Source organism: Pedobacter steynii, from assembly GCF_900103665.1.
Lineage (GTDB): Bacteria > Bacteroidota > Bacteroidia > Sphingobacteriales > Sphingobacteriaceae > Pedobacter > Pedobacter steynii.
Genome location: NZ_FNGY01000002.1, coordinates 563811 through 589426 on the forward strand (window position 1 = coordinate 563811; position 25616 = coordinate 589426).

At 43.0% G+C, this 25616-nt stretch carries 19 protein-coding genes; 11 read left to right on the forward strand and 8 right to left on the reverse strand.

The window, feature by feature from the left end; genetic code table 11:
* The first annotated feature begins 5 nt into the window (after positions 1 to 5).
* Together BLQ87_RS06610 and BLQ87_RS06615 are read left to right on the forward strand one after the other, a co-directional pair.
* Positions 6 to 1634 carry a beta-N-acetylhexosaminidase gene (locus BLQ87_RS06610; protein WP_245723804.1) on the forward strand — a complete coding sequence of 543 codons (1629 nt, stop codon included), beginning with the start codon at positions 6 to 8 and terminating at the stop codon, positions 1632 to 1634.
* A 155-nt stretch (positions 1635 to 1789) separates the two neighbouring features.
* Positions 1790 to 3046 carry a DUF2264 domain-containing protein gene (locus BLQ87_RS06615; protein WP_074605343.1) on the forward strand — a complete coding sequence of 419 codons (1257 nt, stop codon included), beginning with the start codon at positions 1790 to 1792 and terminating at the stop codon, positions 3044 to 3046.
* Between the two features lie 84 nt (positions 3047 to 3130).
* On the opposite strand, the gene BLQ87_RS06620 is transcribed toward BLQ87_RS06615, so the two are convergent.
* From BLQ87_RS06620 to BLQ87_RS06630, 3 genes are all read right to left on the reverse strand, one after another.
* A complete protein-coding gene (locus BLQ87_RS06620) occupies positions 3131 to 3517 on the reverse strand; it encodes a hypothetical protein (protein WP_074605344.1) in 387 nt (128 codons plus the stop codon).
* Between the two features lie 126 nt (positions 3518 to 3643).
* Positions 3644 to 5488 carry an alpha-L-fucosidase gene (locus BLQ87_RS06625; protein ID WP_074605345.1) on the reverse strand — a complete coding sequence of 615 codons (1845 nt, stop codon included), beginning with the start codon at positions 5486 to 5488 and terminating at the stop codon, positions 3644 to 3646.
* Positions 5489 to 5578: 90 nt separating this feature from the next.
* Positions 5579 to 6448 carry an AraC family transcriptional regulator gene (locus tag BLQ87_RS06630; protein WP_074605346.1) on the reverse strand — a complete coding sequence of 290 codons (870 nt, stop codon included), beginning with the start codon at positions 6446 to 6448 and terminating at the stop codon, positions 5579 to 5581.
* Positions 6449 to 6628: 180 nt separating this feature from the next.
* Between BLQ87_RS06630 and BLQ87_RS06635 the strand changes: the two genes are divergently transcribed.
* The 5 genes from BLQ87_RS06635 (at position 6629) to BLQ87_RS06655 (ending at position 12855) form a co-directional block, all read left to right on the forward strand.
* Positions 6629 to 8734: a sulfatase-like hydrolase/transferase gene (locus BLQ87_RS06635; RefSeq protein WP_074605347.1), complete on the forward strand. Its 2106-nt coding sequence runs from the start codon at positions 6629 to 6631 to the stop codon at positions 8732 to 8734.
* A 188-nt stretch (positions 8735 to 8922) separates the two neighbouring features.
* On the forward strand, positions 8923 to 9489 hold the full coding sequence (locus BLQ87_RS06640; protein ID WP_074605348.1) for a UbiX family flavin prenyltransferase: 567 nt from the start codon (positions 8923 to 8925) through the stop codon (positions 9487 to 9489).
* Between the two features lie 53 nt (positions 9490 to 9542).
* Positions 9543 to 10862, forward strand: a complete 1320-nt coding sequence (gene mtaB / locus BLQ87_RS06645; protein WP_074605349.1) for a tRNA (N(6)-L-threonylcarbamoyladenosine(37)-C(2))-methylthiotransferase MtaB — start codon at positions 9543 to 9545, stop codon at positions 10860 to 10862.
* A gap of 31 nt (positions 10863 to 10893) precedes the next feature.
* Positions 10894 to 12048, forward strand: coding sequence for a prolipoprotein diacylglyceryl transferase (locus BLQ87_RS06650; protein WP_074605350.1), 1155 nt, complete (start codon positions 10894 to 10896; stop codon positions 12046 to 12048).
* A gap of 12 nt (positions 12049 to 12060) precedes the next feature.
* Positions 12061 to 12855, forward strand: coding sequence for an inositol monophosphatase family protein (locus tag BLQ87_RS06655; protein ID WP_074605351.1), 795 nt, complete (start codon positions 12061 to 12063; stop codon positions 12853 to 12855).
* A gap of 87 nt (positions 12856 to 12942) precedes the next feature.
* Here BLQ87_RS06655 and BLQ87_RS06660 read toward each other — a convergent pair whose 3' ends face one another.
* The 4 genes from BLQ87_RS06660 to BLQ87_RS06675 all read right to left on the reverse strand — a co-directional run bounded on the left by BLQ87_RS06660 (position 12943) and on the right by BLQ87_RS06675 (position 16087).
* On the reverse strand, positions 12943 to 13494 hold the full coding sequence (locus BLQ87_RS06660; protein WP_074605352.1) for a NifU family protein: 552 nt from the start codon (positions 13492 to 13494) through the stop codon (positions 12943 to 12945).
* 77 nt (positions 13495 to 13571) lie between these two features.
* Positions 13572 to 14918, reverse strand: a complete 1347-nt coding sequence (gene purB, locus BLQ87_RS06665; RefSeq protein WP_074605353.1) for an adenylosuccinate lyase — start codon at positions 14916 to 14918, stop codon at positions 13572 to 13574.
* Positions 14919 to 15058: 140 nt separating this feature from the next.
* Positions 15059 to 15283 carry a hypothetical protein gene (locus BLQ87_RS06670; RefSeq protein WP_074605354.1) on the reverse strand — a complete coding sequence of 75 codons (225 nt, stop codon included), beginning with the start codon at positions 15281 to 15283 and terminating at the stop codon, positions 15059 to 15061.
* A 591-nt stretch (positions 15284 to 15874) separates the two neighbouring features.
* Positions 15875 to 16087: a hypothetical protein gene (locus tag BLQ87_RS06675; protein ID WP_069380494.1), complete on the reverse strand. Its 213-nt coding sequence runs from the start codon at positions 16085 to 16087 to the stop codon at positions 15875 to 15877.
* Between the two features lie 212 nt (positions 16088 to 16299).
* Here BLQ87_RS06675 and BLQ87_RS06680 point away from each other — a divergent pair, with 212 nt between their 5' ends.
* A complete protein-coding gene (locus BLQ87_RS06680) occupies positions 16300 to 16866 on the forward strand; it encodes an RNA polymerase sigma factor (RefSeq protein WP_074605355.1) in 567 nt (188 codons plus the stop codon).
* A 7-nt stretch (positions 16867 to 16873) separates the two neighbouring features.
* Positions 16874 to 17971 (forward strand): S1C family serine protease, encoded by a 1098-nt coding sequence (locus tag BLQ87_RS06685; RefSeq protein ID WP_074605356.1) that lies wholly within the window; start codon positions 16874 to 16876, stop codon positions 17969 to 17971.
* 110 nt (positions 17972 to 18081) lie between these two features.
* Here the strand turns inward: BLQ87_RS06685 and BLQ87_RS06690 are convergent, their stop codons facing one another.
* Positions 18082 to 19362, reverse strand: coding sequence for a hypothetical protein (locus BLQ87_RS06690; RefSeq protein WP_074605357.1), 1281 nt, complete (start codon positions 19360 to 19362; stop codon positions 18082 to 18084).
* 185 nt (positions 19363 to 19547) lie between these two features.
* On the opposite strand from BLQ87_RS06690, the gene BLQ87_RS06695 reads away from it, so the two are divergent.
* Positions 19548 to 21863: a GH92 family glycosyl hydrolase gene (locus BLQ87_RS06695; protein WP_083361728.1), complete on the forward strand. Its 2316-nt coding sequence runs from the start codon at positions 19548 to 19550 to the stop codon at positions 21861 to 21863.
* Positions 21864 to 21888: 25 nt separating this feature from the next.
* Positions 21889 to 25581, forward strand: coding sequence for a glycoside hydrolase family 3 C-terminal domain-containing protein (locus BLQ87_RS33170; protein WP_083361729.1), 3693 nt, complete (start codon positions 21889 to 21891; stop codon positions 25579 to 25581).
* Positions 25582 to 25616 lie beyond the last annotated feature (35 nt).

Here is a 25616-nt window from a genome sequence, read left to right on the forward strand (position 1 = left end):
TTGGTATGATGAAATTGAAAATTAAAGCATGGTCGTTCAGCCTGCTAATCATGGCTTCCCGAATGGCATCTGCTCAGGACCATTGTCCGGTAATTCCGGCTCCGCTAACGGTGCTTAAAACCAATAGCCTTTTTGTACTGACTTCAAATACCCCAATTGTATCAGATCATGCGGCGTTTAAGCCCATCGCGCAATACCTGCAGGAAGAGTTGCTAAAAACACAGCAAATGACATTGAGCATGCAGCCCGCATCGGGTATGCCTGCCATCCGGTTTGTGCTTTCTTCCAAAAAGAAACTGCCTGCCGGAGCTTATAGCCTGGAGATCAATAAAGATGGGGTTACAATTGCTGCTAAAGAAAGCGCTGGTGCCTTTTACGGTGCTGTTTCTTTATTACAGGTGATCCGGCAAAGCAAAAGAACGAAAGGAAGTTTAAGCCTTTCTGGCTGGAACATGGAAGATCAGCCTGCCTATGGCTGGAGGGGTTTTATGCTGGACGAGTCCAGGCATTTCTTTGGCATGGAGAAGGTAAAATCTATCCTCGACTGGATGGCTTTCTATAAGCTGAATAAGTTCCACTGGCACCTGACTGATGAACCTGCATGGCGGATAGAGATCAAAAGATATCCGAAGCTGGCCCTGGTTGGAGGTCTTGGAAATTACACCAATGAGTTTGCGCCTGCACAGTATTATACCCAGGAACAAGTGAAAGAAGTGGTTGCTTATGCTGCAGCAAGGTTTATTACCGTGATTCCGGAAATAGACATGCCCGGGCATGCTACAGCAGCGAATAAGGCCTATCCGGAATTCAGTGGTGGTGGCGCTCCCGGACATCCGGAGTTTACGTTTAACCCCGGTAAAGAAGGAACATATACTTATCTGAGCAATATCCTGAAAGAAACCAATGTATTGTTTCCTTCGGCAATGGTTCATCTTGGGGGCGATGAGGTCAGTTATGGCAATCAGAAATGGGCTACTGATCCGGATATCCTATCCTTAATGAAGGATAAAAATCTTGCAGGAACAAAAGAAGTAGAAACTTATTTCATGAAGCGCATGGCTGATTCGCTATACCGTATGAATGCCAGGCTTCTCGTTTGGGATGAGATGACAGATGGGGATTTGCCAAAGGATAAGACCATTATTTTTTGGTGGAGACAGGATAAACCGGAGGTGCTGAAATCAGCTTTAAATAAAGGATATGAAACCGTTTTATGTCCGCGTTTACCTTTGTACTTTGATTTTGTCCAGGACAGCACACACCGCTACGGTCGGAAATGGAACAAGACTTATAACCCGTTGGAAAGTGTATATGCTTTTTCCGGGGATGATTACCAGTCGCAGGCCCTCCATAAAAATCAGATCTTAGGTATTCAGGCCAACCTGTGGACGGAAACGGTTCAGACGGAGCAAAGGCTGGATTATCTGCTTTTTCCAAGAATTGCAGCGCTTGCAGAAGCGGCATGGTCGCCTGGGAAAGGGAAAGATTTTTCGCAGTTTATGCAGCGCTTAAAAGGGCATTTAGCACTTTATGAAGCAGATGCGATTTACTATTATGATCCATTTCCAGCTCATAAATACCCGGAACCTGTAAAAGTGGGTAAAGGGATTAAACGTTTCAATACTGAATTGTAAAATGAACCTATCATGGCTTCATAACCGAAAAACCGAGTTTACGAGCTCTTGAGAACCATTGAACTGAGCTTGCGAACTCTTGAGAACCATTGAAAACCAATAAAAAGTTCGAAAAAAACTAATAAAACGATCGAAAAAAATCAAATTATATACTGATGAAAAGAAGAAACTTTTTTAAGATTGCCCCTTTAGCCGGATTATTTGGTTTTGTAAGTCCGGGGACGGCAATTGCTGCCATTCCTGAAACTTTCATGCCTGCAAAATCGGACCGGGAATATTGGGTATCGCTGATGATTCGCATTGCAGAACCAGTATTGAGCAACCTGAGCAAAGGCACATTAAAGAAAAATATGCCTTTAGAAAAACCTGAAGGTTATGGGAAGAAGGTGGAGGAAGTCACTTATTTGGAAGCATTGGGACGCACATTGGCCGGAATTTCCGGATGGCTGTCTTTACCTGCCGATCAAACCGCAGAAGGGCAAAAGAGGGCTGAGTTTGCCGAAATGGCGAGAAAGAGCATTCTAAATCTTGTTAATCCCGCTTCTCCAGATTATACCGATTTCGTAAAAAGGGGAGAATCCCAGTTATTAGTGGATGCTGCATTTCTCTCACATGCTTTTTTACGTGCGCCTTTGCAACTCTGGGAACCACTTCCGGAGGAAGGGAAAAAACAAGTGATCACTGCCCTTAAAAGCCTGCGCTGGATTAAACCAGGGCAAAATAACTGGTTGTTATTCTCTGCAATGGTAGAAATATTTTTATTGAAGGTTGGTGCAGAGTGGGAGCAGGAGCGGGTCACTTATGCCATTAATAAACATAAGGAATGGTACAAAGGAGATGGTTGGTATGGCGATGGAGAGAAGTTTCATTTTGATTATTACAATGGTTTTGTGATCCAGCCCATGCTGGTAGACATCCTTAAAATATTGGTGGAAAAAGGACTGGCGAAACAGGAGGAATATGAGCTGATGCTGAAAAGAATGCAGCGTTTTGCCGCCTGTCAGGAGCGCATGATCTCTCCGGAAGCGACCTATCCGGCAATAGGAAGGTCTGTCGTCTATCGCGTAGGGGCATTTCAGCCATTGGCGCAACTGGCATTGAACCGTCAGTTGCCAAAGATGATCAGTCCGGGGCAGGTTCGTTCAGCACTCACGGCAATCATGAAAAGACAATTTGAAATGAAAGGCACTTTTAGTAAAACGGGATGGTTACAGCTGGGCTTTTGCGGACATCAGCCGCAGGCTGCGGAAACCTATATCAGCACCGGAAGCTTGTATTTATGTAGTGTCGGATTTTTGCCTCTGGGATTACCTGCAGAAGATGTTTTCTGGACAAGCCAGACCGAAGACTGGTCAGGAAAAAAAGCATGGTCAGGTGGGCTTTATCCTGAAGATCATGCCGTAAACTTCTAAGATTGTTTTTATGGATAAAAGCGGGTAGTTTTCTGAATCTGTTCAGAAAACTACCCGCTTTTTTTATGAGGGACCTTCCGTTTTCTAATTCCGGACAAATCTCAGGCCGCACCCTTCTATGCAGGGAGGATTGATCTGTAAGGTCTTTGAAGTAAGTTTGTACCAGTAGACTTGTGGCGAAACGTAGTTTTGATAGAGTATCTCTATTCTTGTACTGTCAAGAATTCTGTATCTGAATACGTCCATGTAGAGCGCATCGCCTGCTAGTTTTCCATCTTTATCAAAGCTGAGGTACTTTGGTTCACCTGTTGCTTTGATGTATTTACCGCTTCCGTCTCCGGGGTCGTTCATCGTTTCCGTAAGTTTCCATTTGCCATAAATTTCAACAGGGGCTGATTCCTCCTTGTCCTTTTTACAAGAGAAGCATAGGCCCGAAATGGTGATGAACAGTACAAGTAATCCTTTTTTCATAGCTATATGTTTTTTCTTCCCTAAACGATGGTCATTGGATAACCGCTACAGTAAACTGATGTTATCTTTAGGTTAAGTTTTTTTAAATCAATTGTTTAGCCCTCCGGAAAGCGAAGGGCTGAATGATTATAAATTACTTTCAATTGCACCCACTTTTTCCCGGTACAGATCTGCCTCTCCATCCAGAAGAACCGCAATCACGGTTAAACTCTTATCCAGACGATCTTCAGGAACAGGAATATAAATGATTCCCGGAATGGCACTCCAATAGAGTTTATTGTAAATTTCCGGCTCCATCATGGTGCCTTCACCTACAATCCTGATTCTGGCGATTTTATTCTTGATTCCTTTTAAGGCAATTGGTCCTGTAGGCTTTCCTTCAACAAAAAGATAAACTGTTTTCTTGTCGGCAGACAGGGCACTGTTCCCTTGATAATGTCCTTCAGGAAGTCCTTTTCCTGTTTGAAACAAGCCTTCCGCATTTTTAGTGATCCAGTTGTATACCTCAGGGTTTAGTGTTTTCTTTTCCGTTTCAAATCCCAATCCATCTACAGCCAGTTTCGTGTTCAGGAAAGGATTCTTTCCATCCTGTAAAGCATTAGTGATGGCTGCGATTTGTTGTATCGCCGGATCTTTCGTTATGGCAGAAAGGTTTACTGTCGCTGTTGTTCTTCCTTCCAGTTTCAAGGCTTCATCAAACTGAAGGGCAAGGACAGTAACATCAGCATCAGCAGCATTGGTATTGATCTTTAAAGTCAGGTTTGTGCCATCTTTACCGATTTCTACATTGCTGTTACCGCCCACAACTTTGGCAGATTTAACTTTAGAAAGGATGCCTTTAAGGCGGAAGATCCCATCGTATGGTGTCCAGTCGGCATAAATGTATAATGTTTTATGATCTTTGGAAAGGCTCGTTTTTCCATTGAAATGTCCTGCCGGAATTCCTGCACGGGTTCCATAAATCGCTTCTCCATGTTTTTGCGTCCAGCGGGCCAGTCCTTTAAGTATTTTCACCTGTTGTTCAGGTAGGGTTCCATCTGGTTTAGGGCCGATATCAAGTAATAAATTTCCACCCATACTGATACAATCTACCAGAGTTCTGACGATCATATTCGGGGATTTGTACTTGTAATCGTAAGGCTGATAACCCCAGGAATCATTCATCGTATAGCACAGCTCCCAATAATCTCCGGCAGGCCGTACGACTGGAATTCCCTGTTCAGGAGTTTCATAATCGCCATGTCCGTTGAGTCTGGAATTGATGATGATGTTGGGATTATAGCTGCGCAATCCTTTGAGTACTCTTTGTGCCTGCCATTCTTCTCCTGAATGTTCCCAATCTCCGTCAAACCATAAAAGGTCTGGTTTGAAATTAGCAGAAAGTTCATCCAGTTGCTTGTGGTAATAGCTCAGGTATTTGTTCCAGCGTTTCGGTTCTTCTGCCAGTTTATATCTTTTATGTTCTCTTGTGAAGCCATCATAATCCGGATAACTCCAGTCGGGCAGGGAGAAATACAATCCCGTTTTTAATCCTGAAGCTTTTAAGGCTTTTACAAAGGGACTGATGAGGTCTTTTTTTGCAGCGCTATGTTTAATGGTCGTGGTTGCGTTAGGGGCTTTAGTGTCCCATAAAGAGACGCCATCGTGATGTTTGGTGGTAATGACCGAATATTTAGCCCCACTTTCTTTGATGAGCTTTACCCATTCTTCAGGTTGATAACTGGCGGCATTAAATCCATCCAGTTGTTTCATATAATTATCATGGTTGATGTAATTATTGAAAAATGCCCAGGATTCGGAAATTCCTTTTACCGAATAAATGCCCCAATGGATAAATATCCCCAGTTTGGCATCGGTAAACCATTCCATTTTTTTAGCATTGTTCTTGTCCTGTGCTTTGCTTTCCTGTGCTTTGTTCTCTGAAAAGAACACCAGCAGAAACAGAAAAGACAGTAAGGTCTTCTTGTTCATAGAATTGTGTGTAGGTTTCGTTTGTTAATGTTGTATTTGTGTGTGTGTGTGTGTGTGTGTGTGTGTGTGTGTGTGTGTGTGTGTGTTGGCTTATTTTTGTAAATAGGACTTCTGATAAGTTAAAGGGCTTTTTCCGGTGATGATTTTGAAATGTTTGTGGAAACTGGCGAAGTTATGGAAACCACTTTCATAGCAGATCTGCTTCACATTCATGCTGTCCTCAATCAGCAGTTTGCAGGCATGTCCAACCCTGATTTCGCTGATAAACTGGGTATAGGTCTTTCTCGTCCTTGATTTAAAATACCGGCAAAAGGAATTCGGACTGATATTGGCTACGGAGGCCATTTCCTCCATCTGGATCTTTCTTTTGAAATTGGCCAGGGAGTAATTGTAAATGGCATTGATCCTGTCGTTCTCAATTTCCTCGAAGTCATGGCGGAAACCAATGGAAGAAAGGAGGTGGTTTGGGGTACAGTTTTCAATGGCCAGTAACGCTTCCATCAATAGAATGATCCGTTTAGAGCCTTCAGAAAGTAAGATAGATTCAATCAGTTCTCCGATAGCCTTCTTGTTCTTGTCCGGAATTTGAATCCCTCTGTGTGCTTTTTCCAAAACTAGTTTCAGGGCCTTGTTTTCCGGAAGATTCAGAAAATGACTCCCCCAGAAATTTTCATTGAAATGCACAACAACTGTATCAGCATTGTTCTTTTCATCTTCATTAAAATAGCTGTCGTCGAACCTCCAGTAATGGGGGAGGTGTGCACCTACAAGAACCACATCGCCGGATCTGAAACGCTTAATGCTGTCTCCGATAAACTGAGTGCCATTGCCTTTTTTGAAATAGATCAGTTCAACCTCGGCATGGTAATGCCAGCGGTTGTTAATGTAAGGAACCTTATCTCTTCTTGCACTAAATGAATTCACAAGGTTGTTTGAAACTTTGAGTAGTTGTGGCTTCATGATATTTGGTTAGGTAACCATAAAAGTATAAAAATCTTTTAAAAATACCTTGTAATTTAACAATTACACTTAAATCTGCCAATATTGCTTAATGATTGCTGATTTTGCTGAATAATTCCTGTTTATGCTATTTCATAAAAACTGATAACTTTGGTTTAGCAACACCTAAACCGAATAAAAATGATCAAAAGACCCTGGAAAGCCTCAGTAATGGTTTTCCTGTTCCCCATCACCCTTTTTCCTGCTCTTGTTCCCGCGCAGGTAACGAAGTCAAAAGCTGCCCCGAATGTCATTTTCATCCTTACCGATGATCTTGGTTACGGTGATATTGGTGTTTTCTTTCAAAACCAGCGTCAGCAGAAAGCGAATAAAGCATTGCCTTTTCAATTGACACCACATCTGGATCAGATGGCTGCTTCAGGTGCTAAGTTTACACATCAGTATAGCAACGCACCTGTTTGTGCCCCGTCCCGTGCTTCCTTCATGACCGGAATGAACCAGGGTAATGCCAGTGTAAGAGATAACCAGTTTGACAAACAGCTGGAAAACAACCATACCATTGCCACGATGTTAAAAGCTGGTGGATATGCCACTGCAGCCATCGGGAAATGGGGTTTGCAGGGAGAAACAAAGGATGAACCCAACTGGCCGGCCCATCCCTCAAAAAGAGGTTTTGATCAGTTTTTCGGTTATATGAGGCATGCCGATGGCCACGAGCATTATCCTTACGAAGGATTATATCGCGGCAAAAAGCAGGTCTGGGACAATTATAACGATGTTGCCGCAACGCTGAGTAAATGTTATACCACAGATTTGTGGACCGCCTATGCGAAGAAATGGATCGTAACTCATGAACAGGGAAAAGAGGCGAAACAACCTTTCTTTATGTTTCTGGCGTATGATGCCCCTCATGCGGTACTGGAATTGCCAACTCAGGCCTATCCTAAAGGAGGTGGTTTGAAAGGCGGATTGCAATGGACGGACAGCAAAGGAAGCATGATCAATACCGCTTCCGGAGAGATCGATACTTATGTTCATCCTGATTATGCGAATGCCACCTATGATAATGATCAGAATGCCGCGACTCCTGAAATCGCCTGGCCGGATACTTATAAAAGGTATGCAACGGCAAACAGGAGGATCGACGATGCCATTGGCGATCTGACCCAATTGCTTAAAGACCTGAATATTGCAGAAAATACACTGGTCATTTTTACTTCGGATAACGGCCCTTCCATAGAATCCTACCTTCCAAAAGGATTTGCGCCTAACAGCCCTGAGTTTTTTGGAAGTTTTGGCCCTTTCGACGGGATCAAAAGAGACGTTTGGGAAGGTGGATTGAGAATGCCTACTCTGGCCAGCTGGCCGGGGCATATTGCTCCCGGAAAAACGATCAGCAGCCCCAGTATGTTGTCAGACTGGATGGCGACTTTCGCTGATGCGGCAAAGATCGCTGTTCCGGCAAGAACGGACGGGATATCGCTGCTACCTGTCCTTACCGGAAAGGGAAAACCCGAAGCCGGACAGGTGTATGTGGAATATAGTGAAGGAGGAAAAACGCCGGATTTTAAATCATTTGAAGAAAGCAGAAGAGGAAGGAAGCGCGGTCAAATGCAGATGATTCGTTTTGGGGATTTGGTTGGTGTTCGTTACCAGATCAAATCTGCAGCAGATGATTTTGAGATTTACAATGTCGTAACCGATCCTAAGGAGACAAAGAACCTGGCTGCTGATCCTGGCTATCAAAAGATCCAGGAAAAGATGAAGGCTAAAGTATTGCAGGGCAGGAGAATTGATGGGGAAGCTCCCCGTCCATATGATGGGGTGGCGATTCCTGCTTCGCCCATTTCCAAAGGGCTCAAGCCCGGTTTAAGCTGGCGCTTTTTTAAGGGTGATTTTCCATGGGTAGTTTCCGAAAAAGGAAAACTGGCGGAGAAAAAAGGGGTTACTGAGCGCTTAAAGCCGGTTTCTGTCAATATTAAGGAGGGAATGGTCCTGTATGAGGCTTATTTTAGCGCGCCAAAGGAAGGAAATTACACTTTCTCTCTTCAGACGAAAGGTAAAGCTTATGTCCGGTTACATGAGGCAGAGTTACTGGATGCCGATTTTGGATATGCGTCGGGTAAAGAAACTTTTACAACAGTGAGGTTGAAAGCGGGGTATCATCCGGTTAAAATTTATGCACTGCAAAAGTCCGGAAATCTGGGGGAATTGATGCTGAAATACAGAGAAGAGGGGACTGATTGGTCATTGTTAAGCAACAAAAACCTGTTTTACGTAAAATAAGTTGCTTCAAGCCTTGTATTTAGAGATTTAGATTACAAAAAAAAGTGTTTAAACTTTCATTTAATCAAAAAGTTAATTACATTTGGGCTTACCCTTTCGAGGGTATGTTTTTCATAGGTAGATGTAGGGTCGGAAATTTATTTTCGACCCTTTTTTGTATCCCGGGGTTCCGTACCTTTACCGGCGTTATGAATAAGAAGAAAATCATCGTTGCCATCACCGGAGCCAGTGGTTCCATTTACGCTAAATTACTCCTGGATAACCTGCTGAAGCTCTCCGACCAGATTGAAAAGGTGGGCGTCGTGATGTCCGACAATGCGAAGGAAGTCTGGCGCTTTGAGCTGGGCAATGAAGATTATGATCTTTACCCTTTCACTTTTTATCCGAAAATGGATTTTAATGCCCCCTTTGCGTCGGGCTCTGCAAAATTTGACACTATGATTATCATTCCATGTTCCATGGGAACACTGGGAAGAATCGCACATGGCATCTCCAATGACCTCATCAGCAGAGCGGCAGATGTGATCCTGAAAGAACGCCGGAAATTGATCGCCGTAGTGCGGGATACGCCTTTCAGCCTCATTCACATCAATAATATGAAGACGGTAACGGAAGCAGGAGGGATCATTTGTCCGGCAAGTCCTTCTTTTTACAGCCTGCCAAAGAGCATTGAAGAAGTGGCCCAAACGGTGGTAAGCCGTGTGATCGACCTGGCTGGGCTTACTATGGATAGTTACCGCTGGAATGAGGAATAATCTCATCTAAAAACTTATCTTTGCAAATTCTTAATGAACATTTATCAGGGCTAATGAAGAAGGTTGCGTTTTATACACTGGGTTGTAAGTTAAATTTTTCTGAAACTTCCACTATAGGCAGGTTGTTTACCGATGCCGGCTATGCAGTCGTGGATTTTACAGCGGCAGCAGATGTGTATGTGATCAATACCTGCTCCGTAACGGAACATGCCGATAAGAAATGTCGGAAGGTCGTTAAGGAAGCACTTAAATATGCACCTAATGCTTACATCACTATTGTAGGTTGTTATGCGCAGTTGAAACCGGTAGAAATCGCTGAGATTGAAGGTGTGGATATGGTATTGGGCGCAGCAGAAAAGTTCCGCATCGTGGAGTATATCTCTGACCTGACCAAACAGCCTAAAGCCGTTATTCATCAGCAGAACATTGAGAAAGTTAACCATAACTTTATTGCAGCCTATTCTATCGGCGACAGAACCCGGACTTTCTTAAAAGTTCAGGACGGTTGTGATTATCCATGTACTTATTGCACCATTCCTCTGGCACGTGGCGGAAGCCGTAGTGATACCATCGAAAATGTGGTGAACCGTGCAGCGCAAATCGCAGAAAGCGGTGTGAAAGAGATCGTATTGACCGGCGTTAACCTGGGCGATTTCGGAATCAGGGATGGCAACAGAGAAGATAAATTCTTCGACCTAGTTAAAGCACTGGATGAAGTAGAAGGAATTGAACGAATCAGGATTTCTTCGATAGAACCGAATTTGCTGAGCAATGAAATCATTGAGTTTGTAGCCCATTCCAAACGCTTTGTACCTCATTTCCATATTCCATTGCAATCCGGATCTAATAAGATCTTAGGATTGATGAAAAGACGTTACCAGAGAGAACTATATACAGAACGTGTAGCCACGATTAAAGCATTGATTCCAAATTGCTGTATCGGTGTGGATGTGATCGTTGGGTTTCCCGGCGAAACACATGAGGACTTTTTAGATACTTATCAGTTCTTAAATGAACTGGACATTTCCTATTTACACGTGTTTACTTATTCTGAGCGTGAGCAGACCGCTGCGGCAGAGATGAAGGGCCGTGTAGCAGGAAGCACCAGGGCAGACCGCAGTAAAATGTTGCACATCTTATCCGATAAAAAACGCAGGGCCTTTTATCAATCGCAGATTGGTACAGTAGGACAAGTGCTTTTTGAAGACGATCAGAAGGATGGCTTTATGCATGGTTTTACAAAAAACTATGTGAAAGTGAAAGCGAAATATGACCCGGTGATGGTAAATGAGATCAAAACAGTGAAATTGATCGAACTTACTGCTGACGGGGAGGTAGAAGTTGCAGAAACCGAAGAAGTTTTAGCGCATTAATCCTATATTCGCATAAAACTTTTTTATCCGTATGTTTCCAACCGTATCTCATTTTATCGAGTATCTCTTCGGCGTTCAGGTACCCCTTCCTTTTAATACATTTGGCGTTTTTGTGGCGCTGGCTTTTATCGCAGGCTACTGGGCTTTTACCCAGGAATTTAAACGTAAAGAGGCCCTGGGCCTTTTACATCCGATAAAAAAACTGATCACTGTTGGTAAACCGGCAACGACTATAGAACTGATCTATAACGGTATTTTCGGTTTCCTGATTGGCTATAAACTGGTCTATGCCTTATTAAATTATAAACTTTTTGTAAGTGATGCCCAAACGGTATTGCTATCTACCAAAGGAAGTCTGCTTGGCGGATTATTCTTTGCCGGTCTTTTTGCTTACTGGGATCATAAAGAAAAAAACAGGCATAAATTACCCGCACCTAAAACGGTGGAGGTGACACAACATCCTTACGAGCTGATGGGCAATATGATTGTCTGGGCGGCGGTATGGGGCTTTTTAGGTGCTAAAATATTCGATAACCTGGAGCATTGGGATACTTTTGTTCAGGACCCGATCGGAAGTTTGCTTTCTTTCAGCGGACTTACTTTTTACGGTGGATTGATCTGTGGTGGTGCCGCAGTATTGTACATCGCCAAAAAGAACAATGTAAAAGTATTACACATGCTGGATATTGGTGGTCCCGGAATGATGCTGGCATACAGTGTCGGCAGGATCGGATGCCATATGTCGGGCGATGGGGATTGGGGAATTACCAATCTTAACCCTAAACCTTTTAGCTGGCTTCCAGACTGGATGTGGGCCTATACTTATCCAAACAACGTAGCCAACGAAGGGAACCTTATTCCCGGTTGTGTCGGTAAATTTTGTCATGAGTTAGCTGCTCCGGTATATCCAACGCCTATTTATGAGGTGATTGTTTGCTTTATCTTATTCCTTATCCTCTGGAAGATCCGCGACCGGATTAAACTGCCAGGCATGATGTTCGGGATTTACCTGATGATGAATGGCCTGGAGCGTTTCTTTGTAGAACTGATCAGGGTGAATACCAAGTATAATGTTGCCGGAATCCGCTTTACACAGGCAGAAATGATATCCAGCATCTTATTCCTGTCTGGTTTGCTTCTGGTACTCTATTCGCTGAAGAATAAAGAAAAGCATGCAAATTATTAATATCCATTAGATTTGAATTACGAATTACTCTGTTCTAAAGTAATTGCCATCACGCGGCTGACAGGCAATTTTATCCGTAAGGAGTCCATGAATTTTGATGCAGATGCAATAGAATTCAAAGGACTGAACGACCTGGTATCCTATGTAGATAAAACTGCAGAGAAGCAATTGGTACGAAATTTAGCAAAGCTGATTCCGGGAGCGGGATTTACGACGGAGGAAGAAACGATCAACAGCAGGGGAGAAGTGTACAACTGGATCATAGACCCTTTAGACGGGACGACTAATTTTATCCATGGTATTCCAACGTATGCCATCAGTATTGCCCTGTATGAGGACGATCAACCGGTTATAGGCGTGGTGTATGAGATCAACAGGGGAGAGATGTTCTTTACCTATAAAGGAGGGGCAGCCTATCTGAATAATAAAGAAATCCGTGTTTCTACGAGGACATCACTGGCGGATAGTTTACTGGCTACAGGTTTTCCTTATTACCAGTTTGACAAGCAGGCGCAGTACATGCAGCTGTTCTCCGAGATGATGCAAAAGTGCCATGGACTGAGAAGGATTGGTTCGGCAGCAACCGACCTTGCTTATGTGGCCTGTGGCAGGTTCGATGCCTTTTTTGAATACAACCTGAATGCATGGGATGTGGCGGCAGGCGCTTACCTGGTGCAACAGGCAGGAGGAAATGTGATGAACTTTTCAGGTGGGGCAGAGTTCCTGGAGAAAAGAGAAATACTGGCGAGCAATGGATTGATCCATGAGGACATTCTTGCGACGATGAATACGCATTTTAATAGTTAGTTTCACAATGATGAGGCTGATGAAAGCCAAAAATAAGAAAGGCCCATGATTTTGTCATGGGCCTTTCTATTTACCGTTGATCCTGTTTTACAAGGCTTCAGATACCACTTCTTTTACTTCAGGAACCATACGTTGTAATAAGTTCTGGATGCCTGATTTTAAGGTAATGGTAGAAGATGGACATCCACTGCATGAACCTCTAAGCTCTACCGTAACGACACCTTCTTCAAATGATTTATAGCTGATGGCACCGCCATCCTGTTCTACTGCCGGACGCACGTAATCGTGAAGGATCTGCTGAATTTTGATTTCCAGGTCTGTTCCTTCAAAAGCAGTAGGCGCTTCGCTGGTTTCTTCTTTGATCTTATATTCTGACTCTACCGCACCTTTTACGAATTCTTTCAAAATAGGCTCAATATCCGGCCATTCTGCATCTTCAGTTTTAGTGATGGTCACAAAGTTACTTGCAAAAAAAACGCCGTTCACAAAGTTGAACTTGAACAGTTCCTTCGCAAAAGGAGAAAGTTCAGCACTCTCTTTAGTCGCAAAATCTTCACTGCCGTTGATCAATAACTTATTGACCATAAACTTCATGGTGGCAGGATTAGGGGTTTGTTCTGTATATACGTTGATCGTCATTGTCTTTTTTTCTTACAAAAATAAATAATTCAAAGATGCAATTTAAGCTATCGATGTCTGTTTTAGGTCATTATATCTTAAAATACTCCGGTATAGTTAAATGGAGTGATGTGCTTTAATTCTGCTTTTATGACCTCATTCACGTTTAAGCCGTCAATAAAGGTCGCCATCGTCTCTGCGGTGATCTTCTGATTGGTACGTGTCAGGTCTTTTAGCGCTTCATAAGGGTTTGGATAAGCTTCTCTTCTCAATACCGTTTGAATGGCTTCTGCTACTACTGCCCAGTTGTTTTCCAGGTCTGCCGCAATTGCTTCGTTATTTAATAATAACTTGTTTAAGCCTCTTAAGGTTGATGCAATGGCAATCACCGTATGCGCCATAGGAACACCTACATTTCTCAATACGGTAGAATCGGTGAGGTCTCTCTGTAAACGGGAGATCGGTAATTTAGCCGCGAAGAATTCAAATAAAGCATTGGCTACTCCGGCATTTCCTTCCGCATTTTCAAAATCGATAGGATTTACTTTATGTGGCATAGCCGAAGAACCTACTTCTCCTTCTTTGATCTTTTGTTTGAAGTAATTTTTAGAGATGTATGCCCAGATGTCGCGGTCAAGATCGATGATGATGTTGTTGATTCGTTTTAAGGCATCACATTGTGCGGCAAACTGATCGTAATGTTCAATTTGTGTGGTGTGTTGCGCGCGACTTAATCCCAATACTTCGTTGACGAAGTTGTTGGAGAAATCCACCCAGTTAATGGAAGGGTAAGCAATATGGTGTGCGTTGAAGTTTCCTGTGGCACCACCAAACTTAGCACTGTTCGGGATGTTTTTAAGGTTGTTCAACTGAATTTCTAAACGTTCTGCAAAAACCAGGAACTCTTTTCCCAGTTTAGTAGGAGAGGCTGGCTGTCCGTGAGTGTGCGCCAGTAACGGAATATCTTTCCAGTCTGTGGCCAGTTCTTTAATTCTGCTGATCAGTCCGCTGATGTTCGGATAATAAACTTCATTCAGGGCGAGCTTAAAAGTATAAGGGATCGCGGTGTTGTTGATGTCCTGAGAAGTTAATCCAAAATGGATAAATTCTTTGTATTCCTGGAAACCCAATTCATCAAATTGTTTCTTGATGAAATATTCTACTGCTTTAACATCGTGATTGGTAATTTTCTCCGTGTCTTTGATCTCCTGTGCATGATCATCATTGAATTGCTCATGAATCAGGCGTAGTTTTCCATAGTTGGCTTTATCAAATTGCGCTAATCCTGGTAATCCGGTTTCACATAGTGAAATGAAATACTCTACTTCTACATATACCCTGTATTTGATGAGGGCAGATTCAGAAAAGTAGTTAGATAGGCTTTGAGTGGTGTTTCTATAACGGCCATCTATTGGAGAAATAGCTTGAAGTGGAGATAAATTCATGAATATTATGGTTGTTTACAGGCGCGAAGTTACGCATTATTAGCCGTTTTTGGGAAGGGAAGGAGGGCTAAAATAAATGTAGGGTATAAAAAAAAGGCTTCAGATATATCTGAAGCCTTTTTTTTATGGGTTAATTTAAACTAGTGAGCAGCTGGTTTAGCAGCTTCTTTAGTTGCTTCTGTAGTAGTTTTAACAGTTGTATCTTTTACAGTAGAGTCTTTTACAGTAGTATCAACAGTTGTAACAACTGAACCTGAATCAGTTGCAGTAGTGTCAGTTGCAGTACCAGTTTTTTCTGAAGTACAAGCTGCTACTGATAAAGTGATTGCTAAAGCTGCAAAGCCAAATTTAAATGCGTTTTTCATTCTATTTTTGTTTTAAGGTAATTAACTAATTTTATTGATTAATACGCTAATGATAGAAAGGTAACCCGGGTATTTTAAAATAATTTAAAAATATTTTTTAGGGCAGCGATAGGGAAAGAATCTGATCAGGATCGGACAACAGGTAAAGCGCCATCAGGAATAACACAAAATCAGGACTTTTTTTTTGTAAAGCTATATCCGTAATAAGCAATTCGGAACTGCCTTGAAACAGTGAAATACCTGCTTTGTCCCAAGCTAGGTCTGACCTAGGTCTATACTCGGTCTATACTCGGTGCTAACTCGGTCAGAGGCGTGTTAAAGGCGGGTAAGCAACTTGTATAAAACGAGCTCGAAATGCGTATTCCTGCAAGCTGTTTCTTTCCTGATTTAAATGAGTTGATCAACGGAATTGAAGTGTATAGGAATTTGGGTTGCTGATGGGTTGAAGCCGGGGTGACACTGCAAGGCAATTAGAATTAAGCTGTTGCTTTCCGGAATAAGATGCTGTGATATAGAAATTAAAAAATACTGTATAACAGAAAAGGCGCTGGAAATTTCCAGCGCCTTTTCTGTTATTGAGTTTTATTCAGCTTATTTTTTTACTGTGTCAACAGCAACTGTAGTAGTTTTAACAGTAGTATCTTTTACAGTTGAATCAACAACGTTAGTATCAACAGTAGTAACAACTGCACCTGAATCAGTTAAAGTAGTATCAGTTGATTCACCTTTTTTTTCTGATGAACAAGCTGCTACTGATAAAGAGATTGCTAAAGCTACAAAGCCAAATTTAAATGCGTTTTTCATTCTAATTCTATTTTAAATAATTAATTAATTTTGCTGATTAATACGGTAAACATTAAAAGGTAACCCATCAATTTGAAAAAAAAATAAAAATATTTTTATTTGATGTTTTGGGTTACTGTTAGCGTTAATACTGTATTAAGTGGTGGATGAGAAAAAAGTAATTTTTTTTTGGCTATCATTGGGTTACCATTCACGTATAAATGTATTAATTGGTGAGTAATAAGTTAAGCAGTTCAGTTCCAACAGATAGAGAGGTAGTTTTAGGGATACTAAATGACTCAGAAGATGCGCTAAATAAGTTGTACACGGGGTATTTCCCGATGATTTTACAATTTATTTTGAATAATAACGGTGATGAAGACGATGCAAAAGACGTGTATCAGGAAGGAATCATCGTTTTATACAATAAAATAAAAGGCGGAAATTTTGAATTGAGCAGTAAACTTAAGACCTATATATACTCAGTTTGCAGAAGAATCTGGTTGAAAAAGCTTTCACAGCAAAGCAAGAAGACCAGCAACATTTCAGACTTTGAGGATGTCATGGCAGTAGAGGTAGATTTGGAACAGCACGAAGAAAAGGACAAGCAGTTTGATAAAATGCAAGATGCGCTCCTTCATTTAGGTGAACCCTGCAAAACGATTATTCAGGATTTTTACATCAACAACCTCTCGATGCAGGACATTTGTGAGAAATTTGGCTACACCAATACGGATAATGCCAAAACTCAAAAATATAAATGCTTACAGCGGTTGAAGAAGTTGTTTTTTCAAGTTTAAAGGTGATATGAGAAACGAGATTGAGTTAGAGGGTATAATTGAGGATTATTTAAATGGTAAACTTTCCGAAGCAGAAAGAACAGCATTTGAGCAGCTTCGCAAAAATGATCCAATTGTGGATCATAAAGTGGTAGCGCACAAGGTTTTTCTGGAATCTTTTGGAGAATATGCAAATGTATTGGATTTAAAGGCCAAGATGGACCGTGCACATGCACAGATCGATGTAGAGACTTTAAGCGAAGAGCTAAGACCGCATCCTTCTTATATCATTAACATCTGGCGTAAAAATAAAGCAGCAATCGCTGTGGCCGCTTCGTTTATCTTGTTGACGATTGTAACTGTTTATTCCATTCAACAGAATACCAAACAAATTGGCAGTGTGGAACTGATGAGCAGAGAAATGGCGAAAATCAAAAATTCTCAAAGCAGCCTGATCAGAATCATCAATTCTAAGCAGGTACCAAATGCGCCTAAGCATACAAAACCTGCTAATTTTGGCGGTACAGGATTCGCTTTGACTGCAAATGGTTATTTATTGACTAATCTGCATGTGGTAGACGGTGCTGATTCTGTATATGTTCAGGACAATAAAGGAGATTCCTATAAGGCTAAAGTCGTGAGAACAGATTCTCAATACGACCTGGCCATCTTAAAAATAATTGATAAATCATTCAGCCCGCTGTCTAACCTGCCTTACCGATTGAAACAAAGCGGAATTGGAATGGGAGAAATCGTATATACTCTAGGTTTTCCTAAGGATGATGCCGTTTTCGGTGAAGGTTACGTGAGCTCAAGAAGCGGTTATAATGGAGATACCACACAATATCAGGTATCTATCCCGGTTAACCCGGGAAATAGCGGTGGCCCTTTATTAGACCATCAGGGAAATATCATCGGAGTGATCTCTGCGAAAGAAAAACAGGTTGATGGTGCTACGTTTGCCATTAAATCGAAATACATTCAGGAAGCTTTAAATTCGATCCCTAATGATTCTCTGGGTAAAAAGGTCGCCTTTAACAAAAGGAATTCTTTACAAGGCCTGAGCAGAAACAAACAGGTAGAGAAAATCCAGGATTATGTATTTATGATCAAGGTTTATAAATAGAACACCAAAAAGAAATTGAAAACCCCGAAATGCAGGATTGCGTTTCGGGGTTTTTTGTGCCGCGCCAGGTATGTGAGCGTAAACGCGGAAAGCTGGTATGGTGGAAACTGTTATTTCCGGCTTGCAGTTTTATCCTCAAATGATGCGCCGTAGATCACTTTCCTTTCCAGATTCATGATCCTGAAATTGTCGATTGTCCCGGCACCTTTGAATTTACATTTAATCCCTTTAACCTTACCTATAGGTTCTTCATAGCTATTTTTATAGATCAATATGCCATCTGTAAAGACATGAACCTGTTTTTTGATGACTTCAATGCGTACGCTTCTCCACTGAGACAGGTCTATACCCAAATGTTTAAGGTCATGGAAATTTCCGTTGTAGTGGACTTCGCCAAAATCGAAGGAGGCGAATTGGGTACAACCAGGTTTCACAAATTTAACACGTCCCGTTTTAAATTCACCAAGATATTCCACGCTGCTGTCAAAACAATCCATGCCACCACCCTGTAGATTGTTCCTGATATCAAGTTCAATGATCAGGTTGTCTCCATCTATATTGAAATCTTTAATATTTCTATAATCAGTCCAATAGACTTCAAAAGGATCTAAGCCAATACTTCGTATTTTGTCGGAACGGAAAGACAAAGCCTGGTTGCGGAAGAATAAACTACTGTCGCTGATCAGTACCTCTTTCTGACCTTGCTGGACGACACATTTCCAACCGTTTGAAACGATATGGATGTTCCGGGAAGCAAGTGTTATTCCGTCTGTCAGAAGTTTTAAGCGATAGTGATCAGGCAGTTTAAAGAAATAGGTGAATTCTCCTTTTGGTGTGACCAGCGGCCGGAAAAAGCCGTAATCCAGGTCGATGGTTGCATTGTTGTACCTCGTTGTTTTTAAATCATATTTTAAGGCAATATTGTTGCCGGTCATTTTTTTTATGGTCAGTTCCGGCGCTGCCGAAGTCCGTAGCGAGTTCCATACAGGATAAGCAGTGATGCAGAGGGGGACAATGAGAATCAGGAGCATCCGCTTCAGGTGATTTGTTCTTTTTTTAGGCCTTGCGGAAGAAGCTGCCGGCTGAACCGGAACTACGCGCTGATCTGTTTCTATCGCTTCATTGCGTTTGAAATCAGCCCAGCTATGGAAGCCAAGGTAAACCGCCAGGGCATTTTTTGTCGCCATTTGTGGTTCATAGTAACCTTCAGCATCCGGAACCTGTCGGATAATTCTCTTTAATGTTCTGACGCTGATCGATACTTTAGTGCTTTCGAATATCTGATCACTAAGGTTTTTGAAGTGATAATCTACCCAGTCATGAGTTTCCCCCCAGTCTGCTTTTTGCGCGATAAGCGCGATACATTTTAAAATGTAAAGTCTGTTATCCAATTTTTATGTATTTAATTACCTGATAAAGAGTTGTTTGCTGTTCTGCGCGTCTATGCCTCATTTTGCCCGGTATCCGCAATATTCCTGTTGTGTAAATTTAAAGAATCAAAATGAAAAATAACAACAAAGTGGTTTCGTTGAAATTAGTTTGTTGCTGTTAATCAAAAACCAAATTATAAATCTGAATGTATAAACGAGGACTTTTTAAGTTCGGGCATCGCGTAAAAGCCGGTTTTCTATGCTGGTTTGTGCTCGGCTTTCAGCTACAGCTTTTAAAAGCTCAGGACTTCACAAAGTATGTCAATCCACTGATCGGTACGGCGATCAGTACCACCGAAAGTGCAATTCGGCATAGTCAGGATGGGTCTGAACTGAGGGGACAGACTTTCCCTGCCGTGGGTGTCCCTCATGGAATGACCAGCTGGACGGCACAGACCCGTGCTTCAGAACGCAAATGTGTGGCGCCTTATTATTACGAAGATAAGAAGATACAAGGCTTTAGGGGCAGCCATTGGCTGAGTGGTTCCTGTACTCAGGATTACGGTAGTTTTACGATGATGCCCATTGCCGGTAAACTCGAAACCGATGCTGAGAAAAGGGCTTCCAGCTATACACATTCCTCGGAACAGGCCAGGCCCTATAGCTATCGCGTAACGCTGGAGGATGACAACATCCAGACGGCAATGACCGGACTCAGCCATTCTGCGATGTTCAGTTTCAGATTTGCCAAAGAGGAAGATGCCTGGATCTGTATTGAGCCAAATAGCGACCAGGGGGAAGGCTTCATACAGATCGACGCATCAAAAAATGAGATCTCAGGATATAACCCCGTGCATCGGATTTACCAGGGACAAGGGAAGTCTGCAGGATTCAGCGGCTACTTTGTGCTGGCATTTGACCGGAGTTTTGAGTCTTATGGTACCTGGAATGGCGCGGACTTAAAACATCAGTCTGTAAATGAAAAAGGTAGCGGTCGTCCTGTTGGTGCGTTTGTAAAGTTGCCATTGAACAAAGAGAAATTGCTGCGGGTAAAGGTTGGCTGTTCTTTCAGTAGTATGGAACAGGCGAGGAAGAACCTGGCTGCAGAAATAGAAGGCTGGGACTTTCAGGCACTGGAGCAAAAAGTAGCTGCACAGTGGAATGCGGAATTGGCTAAAATAAAGGTCGAAGGTGCTGAAAAGGACAAAGTAAATTTTTATACGGCACTGTACCACACGAAACTGCTGCCAAGGGAAGTGAGTGATGTGGATGGCAGCTATAATGCATTTGCTGCCGGGGGGAAGCTGCTGCAGGCTAAAGGCTTCAAATATTACGACGATTATTCCTTATGGGATACCTACAGGGCCTTGCATCCGCTCCAGTTGCTGATGGAACCTTCCAGATCGGAAGATATGGTGACTTCCCTATTGAAAAAAGCAGAACAGGGAGGCTGGCTGCCTGTTTTTCCCTGCTGGAATAGCTATACATCGGCGATGATCGGTGATCATGCGATTGCAATGATTGCTGATGCGATGGTAAAAGGAATCGTCAGGAAGGACCGGGAGAAGTTATATCAGGTGATGCGCAAAAATGCCTTCCAGGTAAATGATGACTCCCTGAGCTATAAAGACGGCAGGGGACGCCGGGCCTTAAGTTCTTACCTCAAATACGGTTTTATCCCCCTGGAAGATGGAGTTGCAGATGCTTTTCACACCAACGAGCAGGTGTCAAGGACTTTAGAATATGCTTACGACGATTATGTATTGGCCCGGGTAGCAAAGCTGTTGGGTAAAACCAGGGATTACCACTTGTTAATCAGGAGGTCCCAAAATTACAGACATGTTTTTGATACGGCTACAGGTTACGTCAGAGGACGTTATCTGGACGGAAAATGGATTACACCTTTTGAGCCCTTTGCCATCCGTTCCGGTTTTATTACCGAGGGTTCCGCTTTCCAGTACTCCTGGTATGTACCTCATGATGTGCCCGGCTTAATCGAGCTGATGGGAGGGAGCAGGCGATTTGTGAAGCAGCTGGATCTGTTATTTGATCAAAGACATTACTGGCATGGCAATGAACCCGGACATCACAGTGCTTATCTGTATGCTTTTGCCGGTATGCCCTGGAAAACACAGCTTCGTGTTAGAAATATCATTAGAGAAGAATACCATACCGGGCCGGGAGGCTTGAGCGGAAATGAGGACGCAGGTCAGATGTCGGCCTGGCTGGCCTTCGGGATGATGGGATTTTATCCGGTATGTCCGGGTACGCCGGATTACATGATTGGTACCCCTTCATTTCGTAAAGTTACCCTTTCCCTGGGCAGGGGTAAAACATTTACAATAACTGCGCCCGGGCTCTCGGCATCTGATTTTTACATTCAAAAGGCGATGCTGAACGGGCGTACGATGAACCGGTCCCAATTGTCTCATCAGGAAATTCAAGGCGGAGGAAGGCTTGTCCTGTTCATGGGTAAGGTACCTAATCCGGAATGGGGGAATCAGGTGTTGCCAAAGAAATAAGTACTAACCAAATAAAAACTATATAATGAGAACTCAAAATTTGTTATGGAAAGCCTGTGTTCTGCTGCTTTTTACCCTTCCATCGCCGATATCCGGGAAATGGAAGAAAATTCAGAAGAAGGAAAGTGTTTACAATATCCTGGCTTACGGTGCCAGGGCTGATGGCATACGGGTCAATACTAAAAGTATCCAGCAGGCCATAGATGAATGTACAAAAAACGGCGGTGGCAGGGTGATCGTTCCGGCTGGAAAATTCATTACCGGAACACTTTACCTGAAAAGTAAGGTGGATCTTTATCTGGAATCCGGAGCCATCTTATCCGGAAGTACCAGTTTAGATGATTATCCGGGAAACCGTTCTGCCTTCTCCGAAGGTTCGAACCTCAGCCTTATTTTCGCTGAAAATGCAAATGACATTTCGGTTTCCGGGAAAGGCTTAATCGATGGAAACGGGCATCATCCGGTCTTTGGACGCCTTGATAACCATCCAAAGCGGCCAAAGATCATTTTCTTTATTGGCTGTAAAAATGTGTCGGTAAGAGACCTCAGTCTGAAAAATTCTGCTTTTTGGGTGCAGCATTACCTGGCCTGCGATCAGGTAGAGATTAAGGGAATAAATGTCTATAGCCACAGTAATTTTAATAATGACGGGATCGACATTGACAGTAAAAATGTAACGATATCCGATTGTATCATCAATACTGATGATGATGCACTTTGCTTTAAAAGTGAGACGAGGTTCCCCTGTGAAAATGTTAAGGTGAGCAATTGTGTGCTTTCCAGCAATTGCAATGCGATAAAAATGGGTACTGCCTCCATCGGCGGATTTAAAAACATCAGCATCAGCAATTGCGAGATCCGGCTGCCATTGGAAGACAGGTTCAGAAACTGGAGTACCAGGATTACCGGTGTGACTTCTGGTATCTCTACACTTGCAGGGATTGCACTTGAGGTGGTAGATGGGGGCTTTATGGATGGGATTCACATTTCATCCGTAAAAATGACCGGTGTGCAGACCCCGGTATTTATAAAACTCGGCAACAGAAGACCGGGAAAGGATCAGGATGGAAATGACCGTCCGGGGAGTTTGAAAAATGTGTTTATCGGGAACGTTCAGGCGAAAAGCAACAGCCTGATGAGCAGTTCGATAACTGGTTTGCCAGGGGCTGATGTGGAGAACGTCAAACTCGAGAATTTTACTTTGGAGATTCCCGGTGGAGGAACAAAAAATGATGCAGACAGGACCATACCTGAAAATGAAAGTGACTATCCTGAAAACAGGATGTTTGGATTTAGTCTGCCGGGAAGTGGCTTGTATCTGCGCCATGTTAAAAATGTAGCGCTTAAGCACATCAGATTCTCGTCGGCGAAAAAGGATGAGCGCTCATTGTTGTTTTTTGAAGATGTTAAAAATGTAAATATTGATGCGCTCGAAGCGACTGAACTGGCTGCTGAATCGCTTGGAAAGTTTGTGAAGAGCAGGGACATCAAGCTGTCGGGACTAGGGCCGGGGGCTAAGACCATCAGGGTGTCGACCAGGGAAAATGCCTTCAAAATACTTGATAAAGGATTAAACATCCGGGAAGGAAAGATCGAGGAAGCCGCGAACTGGACAGATTTAAACGGCAATCAGAAAAAGGAGGTGTATGAAGATCCCAATGAGTCTGTCAACAGCCGGGTAAAATCTTTAATGAGCTTAATGAGCCTTGAAGAAAAGGTGGTGACGATTCATGGCAGTTCTACTTTTACGTCGGGTGGGGTTCCAAGATTAGGCATTCCGCCGGTATCGATGTCGGATGGTCCTCATGGGGTCCGTTTGCGTCCGCTGCCGGGGAAAAAAGAGATCGAAGGTACCGTTACTTATCTTCCGGGCGGGAATGCATTGGCTGCGACATGGAATCCTGAGCTGGGATATCAGTATGGGAAGGTTTTAGGCCTTGAAGCGAAATACTGGGCTAAGGATGTGCTGCTGGGGCCGGGAATCAACATCATCAGGACACCACTTAACGGCAGAAATTTTGAGTACCTGTCTGAGGACCCTTATCTGATCTCAAAAATTGCGGTAGGTTACATCAAGGGGATTCAGGACCAGGGGATTTCAGGCTGCGTAAAACATTTTGCTACAAACAATCAGGAGTTTAAACGGAACAATGTCGATGTCCATATGTCTGAACGTGCGTTGCGGGAAATCTATCTGCCTGCTTTCCGGGCGGTGGTGGATGAAGCTGGGGTAAATGCGGTCATGGGTGCCTATAATAAATTCAGGGGCCAGTATTGTACACATCATGAATACCTGATCAATACCATTTTAAAAGGGGAATGGGGATTTAAGGGAGTCCTGATTAGCGACTGGGCTGCGGTACACAATACCATGGAGGCGTTGAAATACGGAACAGACATCGAGATGGGGACACCTAAAAAATACTTTATGGGTGATACGGTTGTCAAACTGCTGAAATCCGGTCAGGTCCCTGTAAGCCTGGTTGACGATAAAGTAGAACGCATCCTGACGCTGATGTTTAAAACCAATTTATTCGGGAAGCGGGATAAAGGCAGTATTGATGTCGTTCAGCATCAAAATATCGCTTTAAAAGTCGCAGAAGAAGGGATCGTGCTGCTTAAAAACAAGAACAGACTATTGCCTTTCAAAGCAGATAAAATACGTTCGGTAGCGGTAATCGGTGCCCTGGCCGATTATCGGCACCATGGTGGTGGTGGCAGTTCAAGAGTCCCTGCCAGGTATGAGGTTAGCCCTCTGGAGGGATTGAGAAATTTAGCTGGTAAAACGCTGAACCTGCAGTATGAGCCGGGATATCTGATCGCGAAAGACAGTAAAGCAGATCCTGAAAAAATTGCCGCGGCTGTAAAAGCAGCTCAACAGGCAGATGCAGTGGTGATTGTGGGCGGATGGGTTCATGGCTATGGGGAAGGTATGGAACAGGAAAAAAGTCCGGCATACGATGCGGAAGGAAAGGATAAAACAGATATCAATCTCCCGTTTGGACAGGATGAATTGATTGAAGCGGTTTTAAAGGCAAATCCGAATGCGGCAATTGTGATGATGGGCGGAGGGGTTATGGATATGCGCAGATGGGAACCACAGGCGGCTGCGATCATTGAGGCCTGGTACCCCGGTATGGAAGGAGGAAACGCCATTGCCAACGTTCTTTTTGGTAAGACCAATCCATCAGGGAAACTCCCGGTAACTTTTCCAAAGAAACTTCAGGATGTTCCTGCACATGCTTTAGGAGATTATCCCGGAGACCCAAAAACGTTTAAAGAGGTGTATAAAGATGACCTGTTTGTTGGCTATCGTTATTATGATACCTACCATGTCGCTCCTTTATTTTCTTTCGGACATGGCTTGTCTTATACCGACTTTGTTTACAGTAAGTTGCGTGTAGAAAAGCAAAATGAGGAACTGCTCCTGAAGTTTAGCATTACCAATACCGGACAGGTTGCGGGTGCTGAAGTAGCGCAGGTTTATACCGGCTATGCAAAATCGTCGGTTCTCCGGCCGGAAAAGGAACTGAAAGCTTTTCGTAAAATAAGCCTGAATCCCAATGAATCCCGGGAAGTGGAGTTGCGTATCAAACTGAGCGACCTCAATTATTATCAGGAAATCAGGAAAGGTTGGGAATTGGAGAAGGGGAGCCTGAACCTGATGGTCGGTAGTTCTTCCGCAGATATAAGACTCGTTCAAAAAGTAGTGCTTTAATGCTAAACCAAATAAAATCGTGTGATACGATCATA

What these genes read in the sequence shown, in the direction of transcription:
- BLQ87_RS06610 (WP_245723804.1), top strand. Translation starts at nt 6, where the DNA reads ATGATGAAATTGAAAATTAAAGCATGGTCGTTCAGCCTGCTAATCATG.
- BLQ87_RS06615 (WP_074605343.1), top strand. Translation starts at nt 1,790, where the DNA reads ATGAAAAGAAGAAACTTTTTTAAGATTGCCCCTTTAGCCGGATTATTT.
- BLQ87_RS06620 (WP_074605344.1), bottom strand. Translation starts at nt 3,517, where the DNA reads ATGAAAAAAGGATTACTTGTACTGTTCATCACCATTTCGGGCCTATGC.
- BLQ87_RS06625 (WP_074605345.1), bottom strand. Translation starts at nt 5,488, where the DNA reads ATGAACAAGAAGACCTTACTGTCTTTTCTGTTTCTGCTGGTGTTCTTT.
- BLQ87_RS06630 (WP_074605346.1), bottom strand. Translation starts at nt 6,448, where the DNA reads ATGAAGCCACAACTACTCAAAGTTTCAAACAACCTTGTGAATTCATTT.
- BLQ87_RS06635 (WP_074605347.1), top strand. Translation starts at nt 6,629, where the DNA reads ATGATCAAAAGACCCTGGAAAGCCTCAGTAATGGTTTTCCTGTTCCCC.
- BLQ87_RS06640 (WP_074605348.1), top strand. Translation starts at nt 8,923, where the DNA reads ATGAATAAGAAGAAAATCATCGTTGCCATCACCGGAGCCAGTGGTTCC.
- mtaB (WP_074605349.1), top strand. Translation starts at nt 9,543, where the DNA reads ATGAAGAAGGTTGCGTTTTATACACTGGGTTGTAAGTTAAATTTTTCT.
- BLQ87_RS06650 (WP_074605350.1), top strand. Translation starts at nt 10,894, where the DNA reads ATGTTTCCAACCGTATCTCATTTTATCGAGTATCTCTTCGGCGTTCAG.
- BLQ87_RS06660 (WP_074605352.1), bottom strand. Translation starts at nt 13,494, where the DNA reads ATGACGATCAACGTATATACAGAACAAACCCCTAATCCTGCCACCATG.
- purB (WP_074605353.1), bottom strand. Translation starts at nt 14,918, where the DNA reads ATGAATTTATCTCCACTTCAAGCTATTTCTCCAATAGATGGCCGTTAT.
- BLQ87_RS06670 (WP_074605354.1), bottom strand. Translation starts at nt 15,283, where the DNA reads ATGAAAAACGCATTTAAATTTGGCTTTGCAGCTTTAGCAATCACTTTA.
- BLQ87_RS06675 (WP_069380494.1), bottom strand. Translation starts at nt 16,087, where the DNA reads ATGAAAAACGCATTTAAATTTGGCTTTGTAGCTTTAGCAATCTCTTTA.
- BLQ87_RS06685 (WP_074605356.1), top strand. Translation starts at nt 16,874, where the DNA reads ATGAGAAACGAGATTGAGTTAGAGGGTATAATTGAGGATTATTTAAAT.
- BLQ87_RS06695 (WP_083361728.1), top strand. Translation starts at nt 19,548, where the DNA reads ATGTATAAACGAGGACTTTTTAAGTTCGGGCATCGCGTAAAAGCCGGT.
- BLQ87_RS33170 (WP_083361729.1), top strand. Translation starts at nt 21,889, where the DNA reads ATGAGAACTCAAAATTTGTTATGGAAAGCCTGTGTTCTGCTGCTTTTT.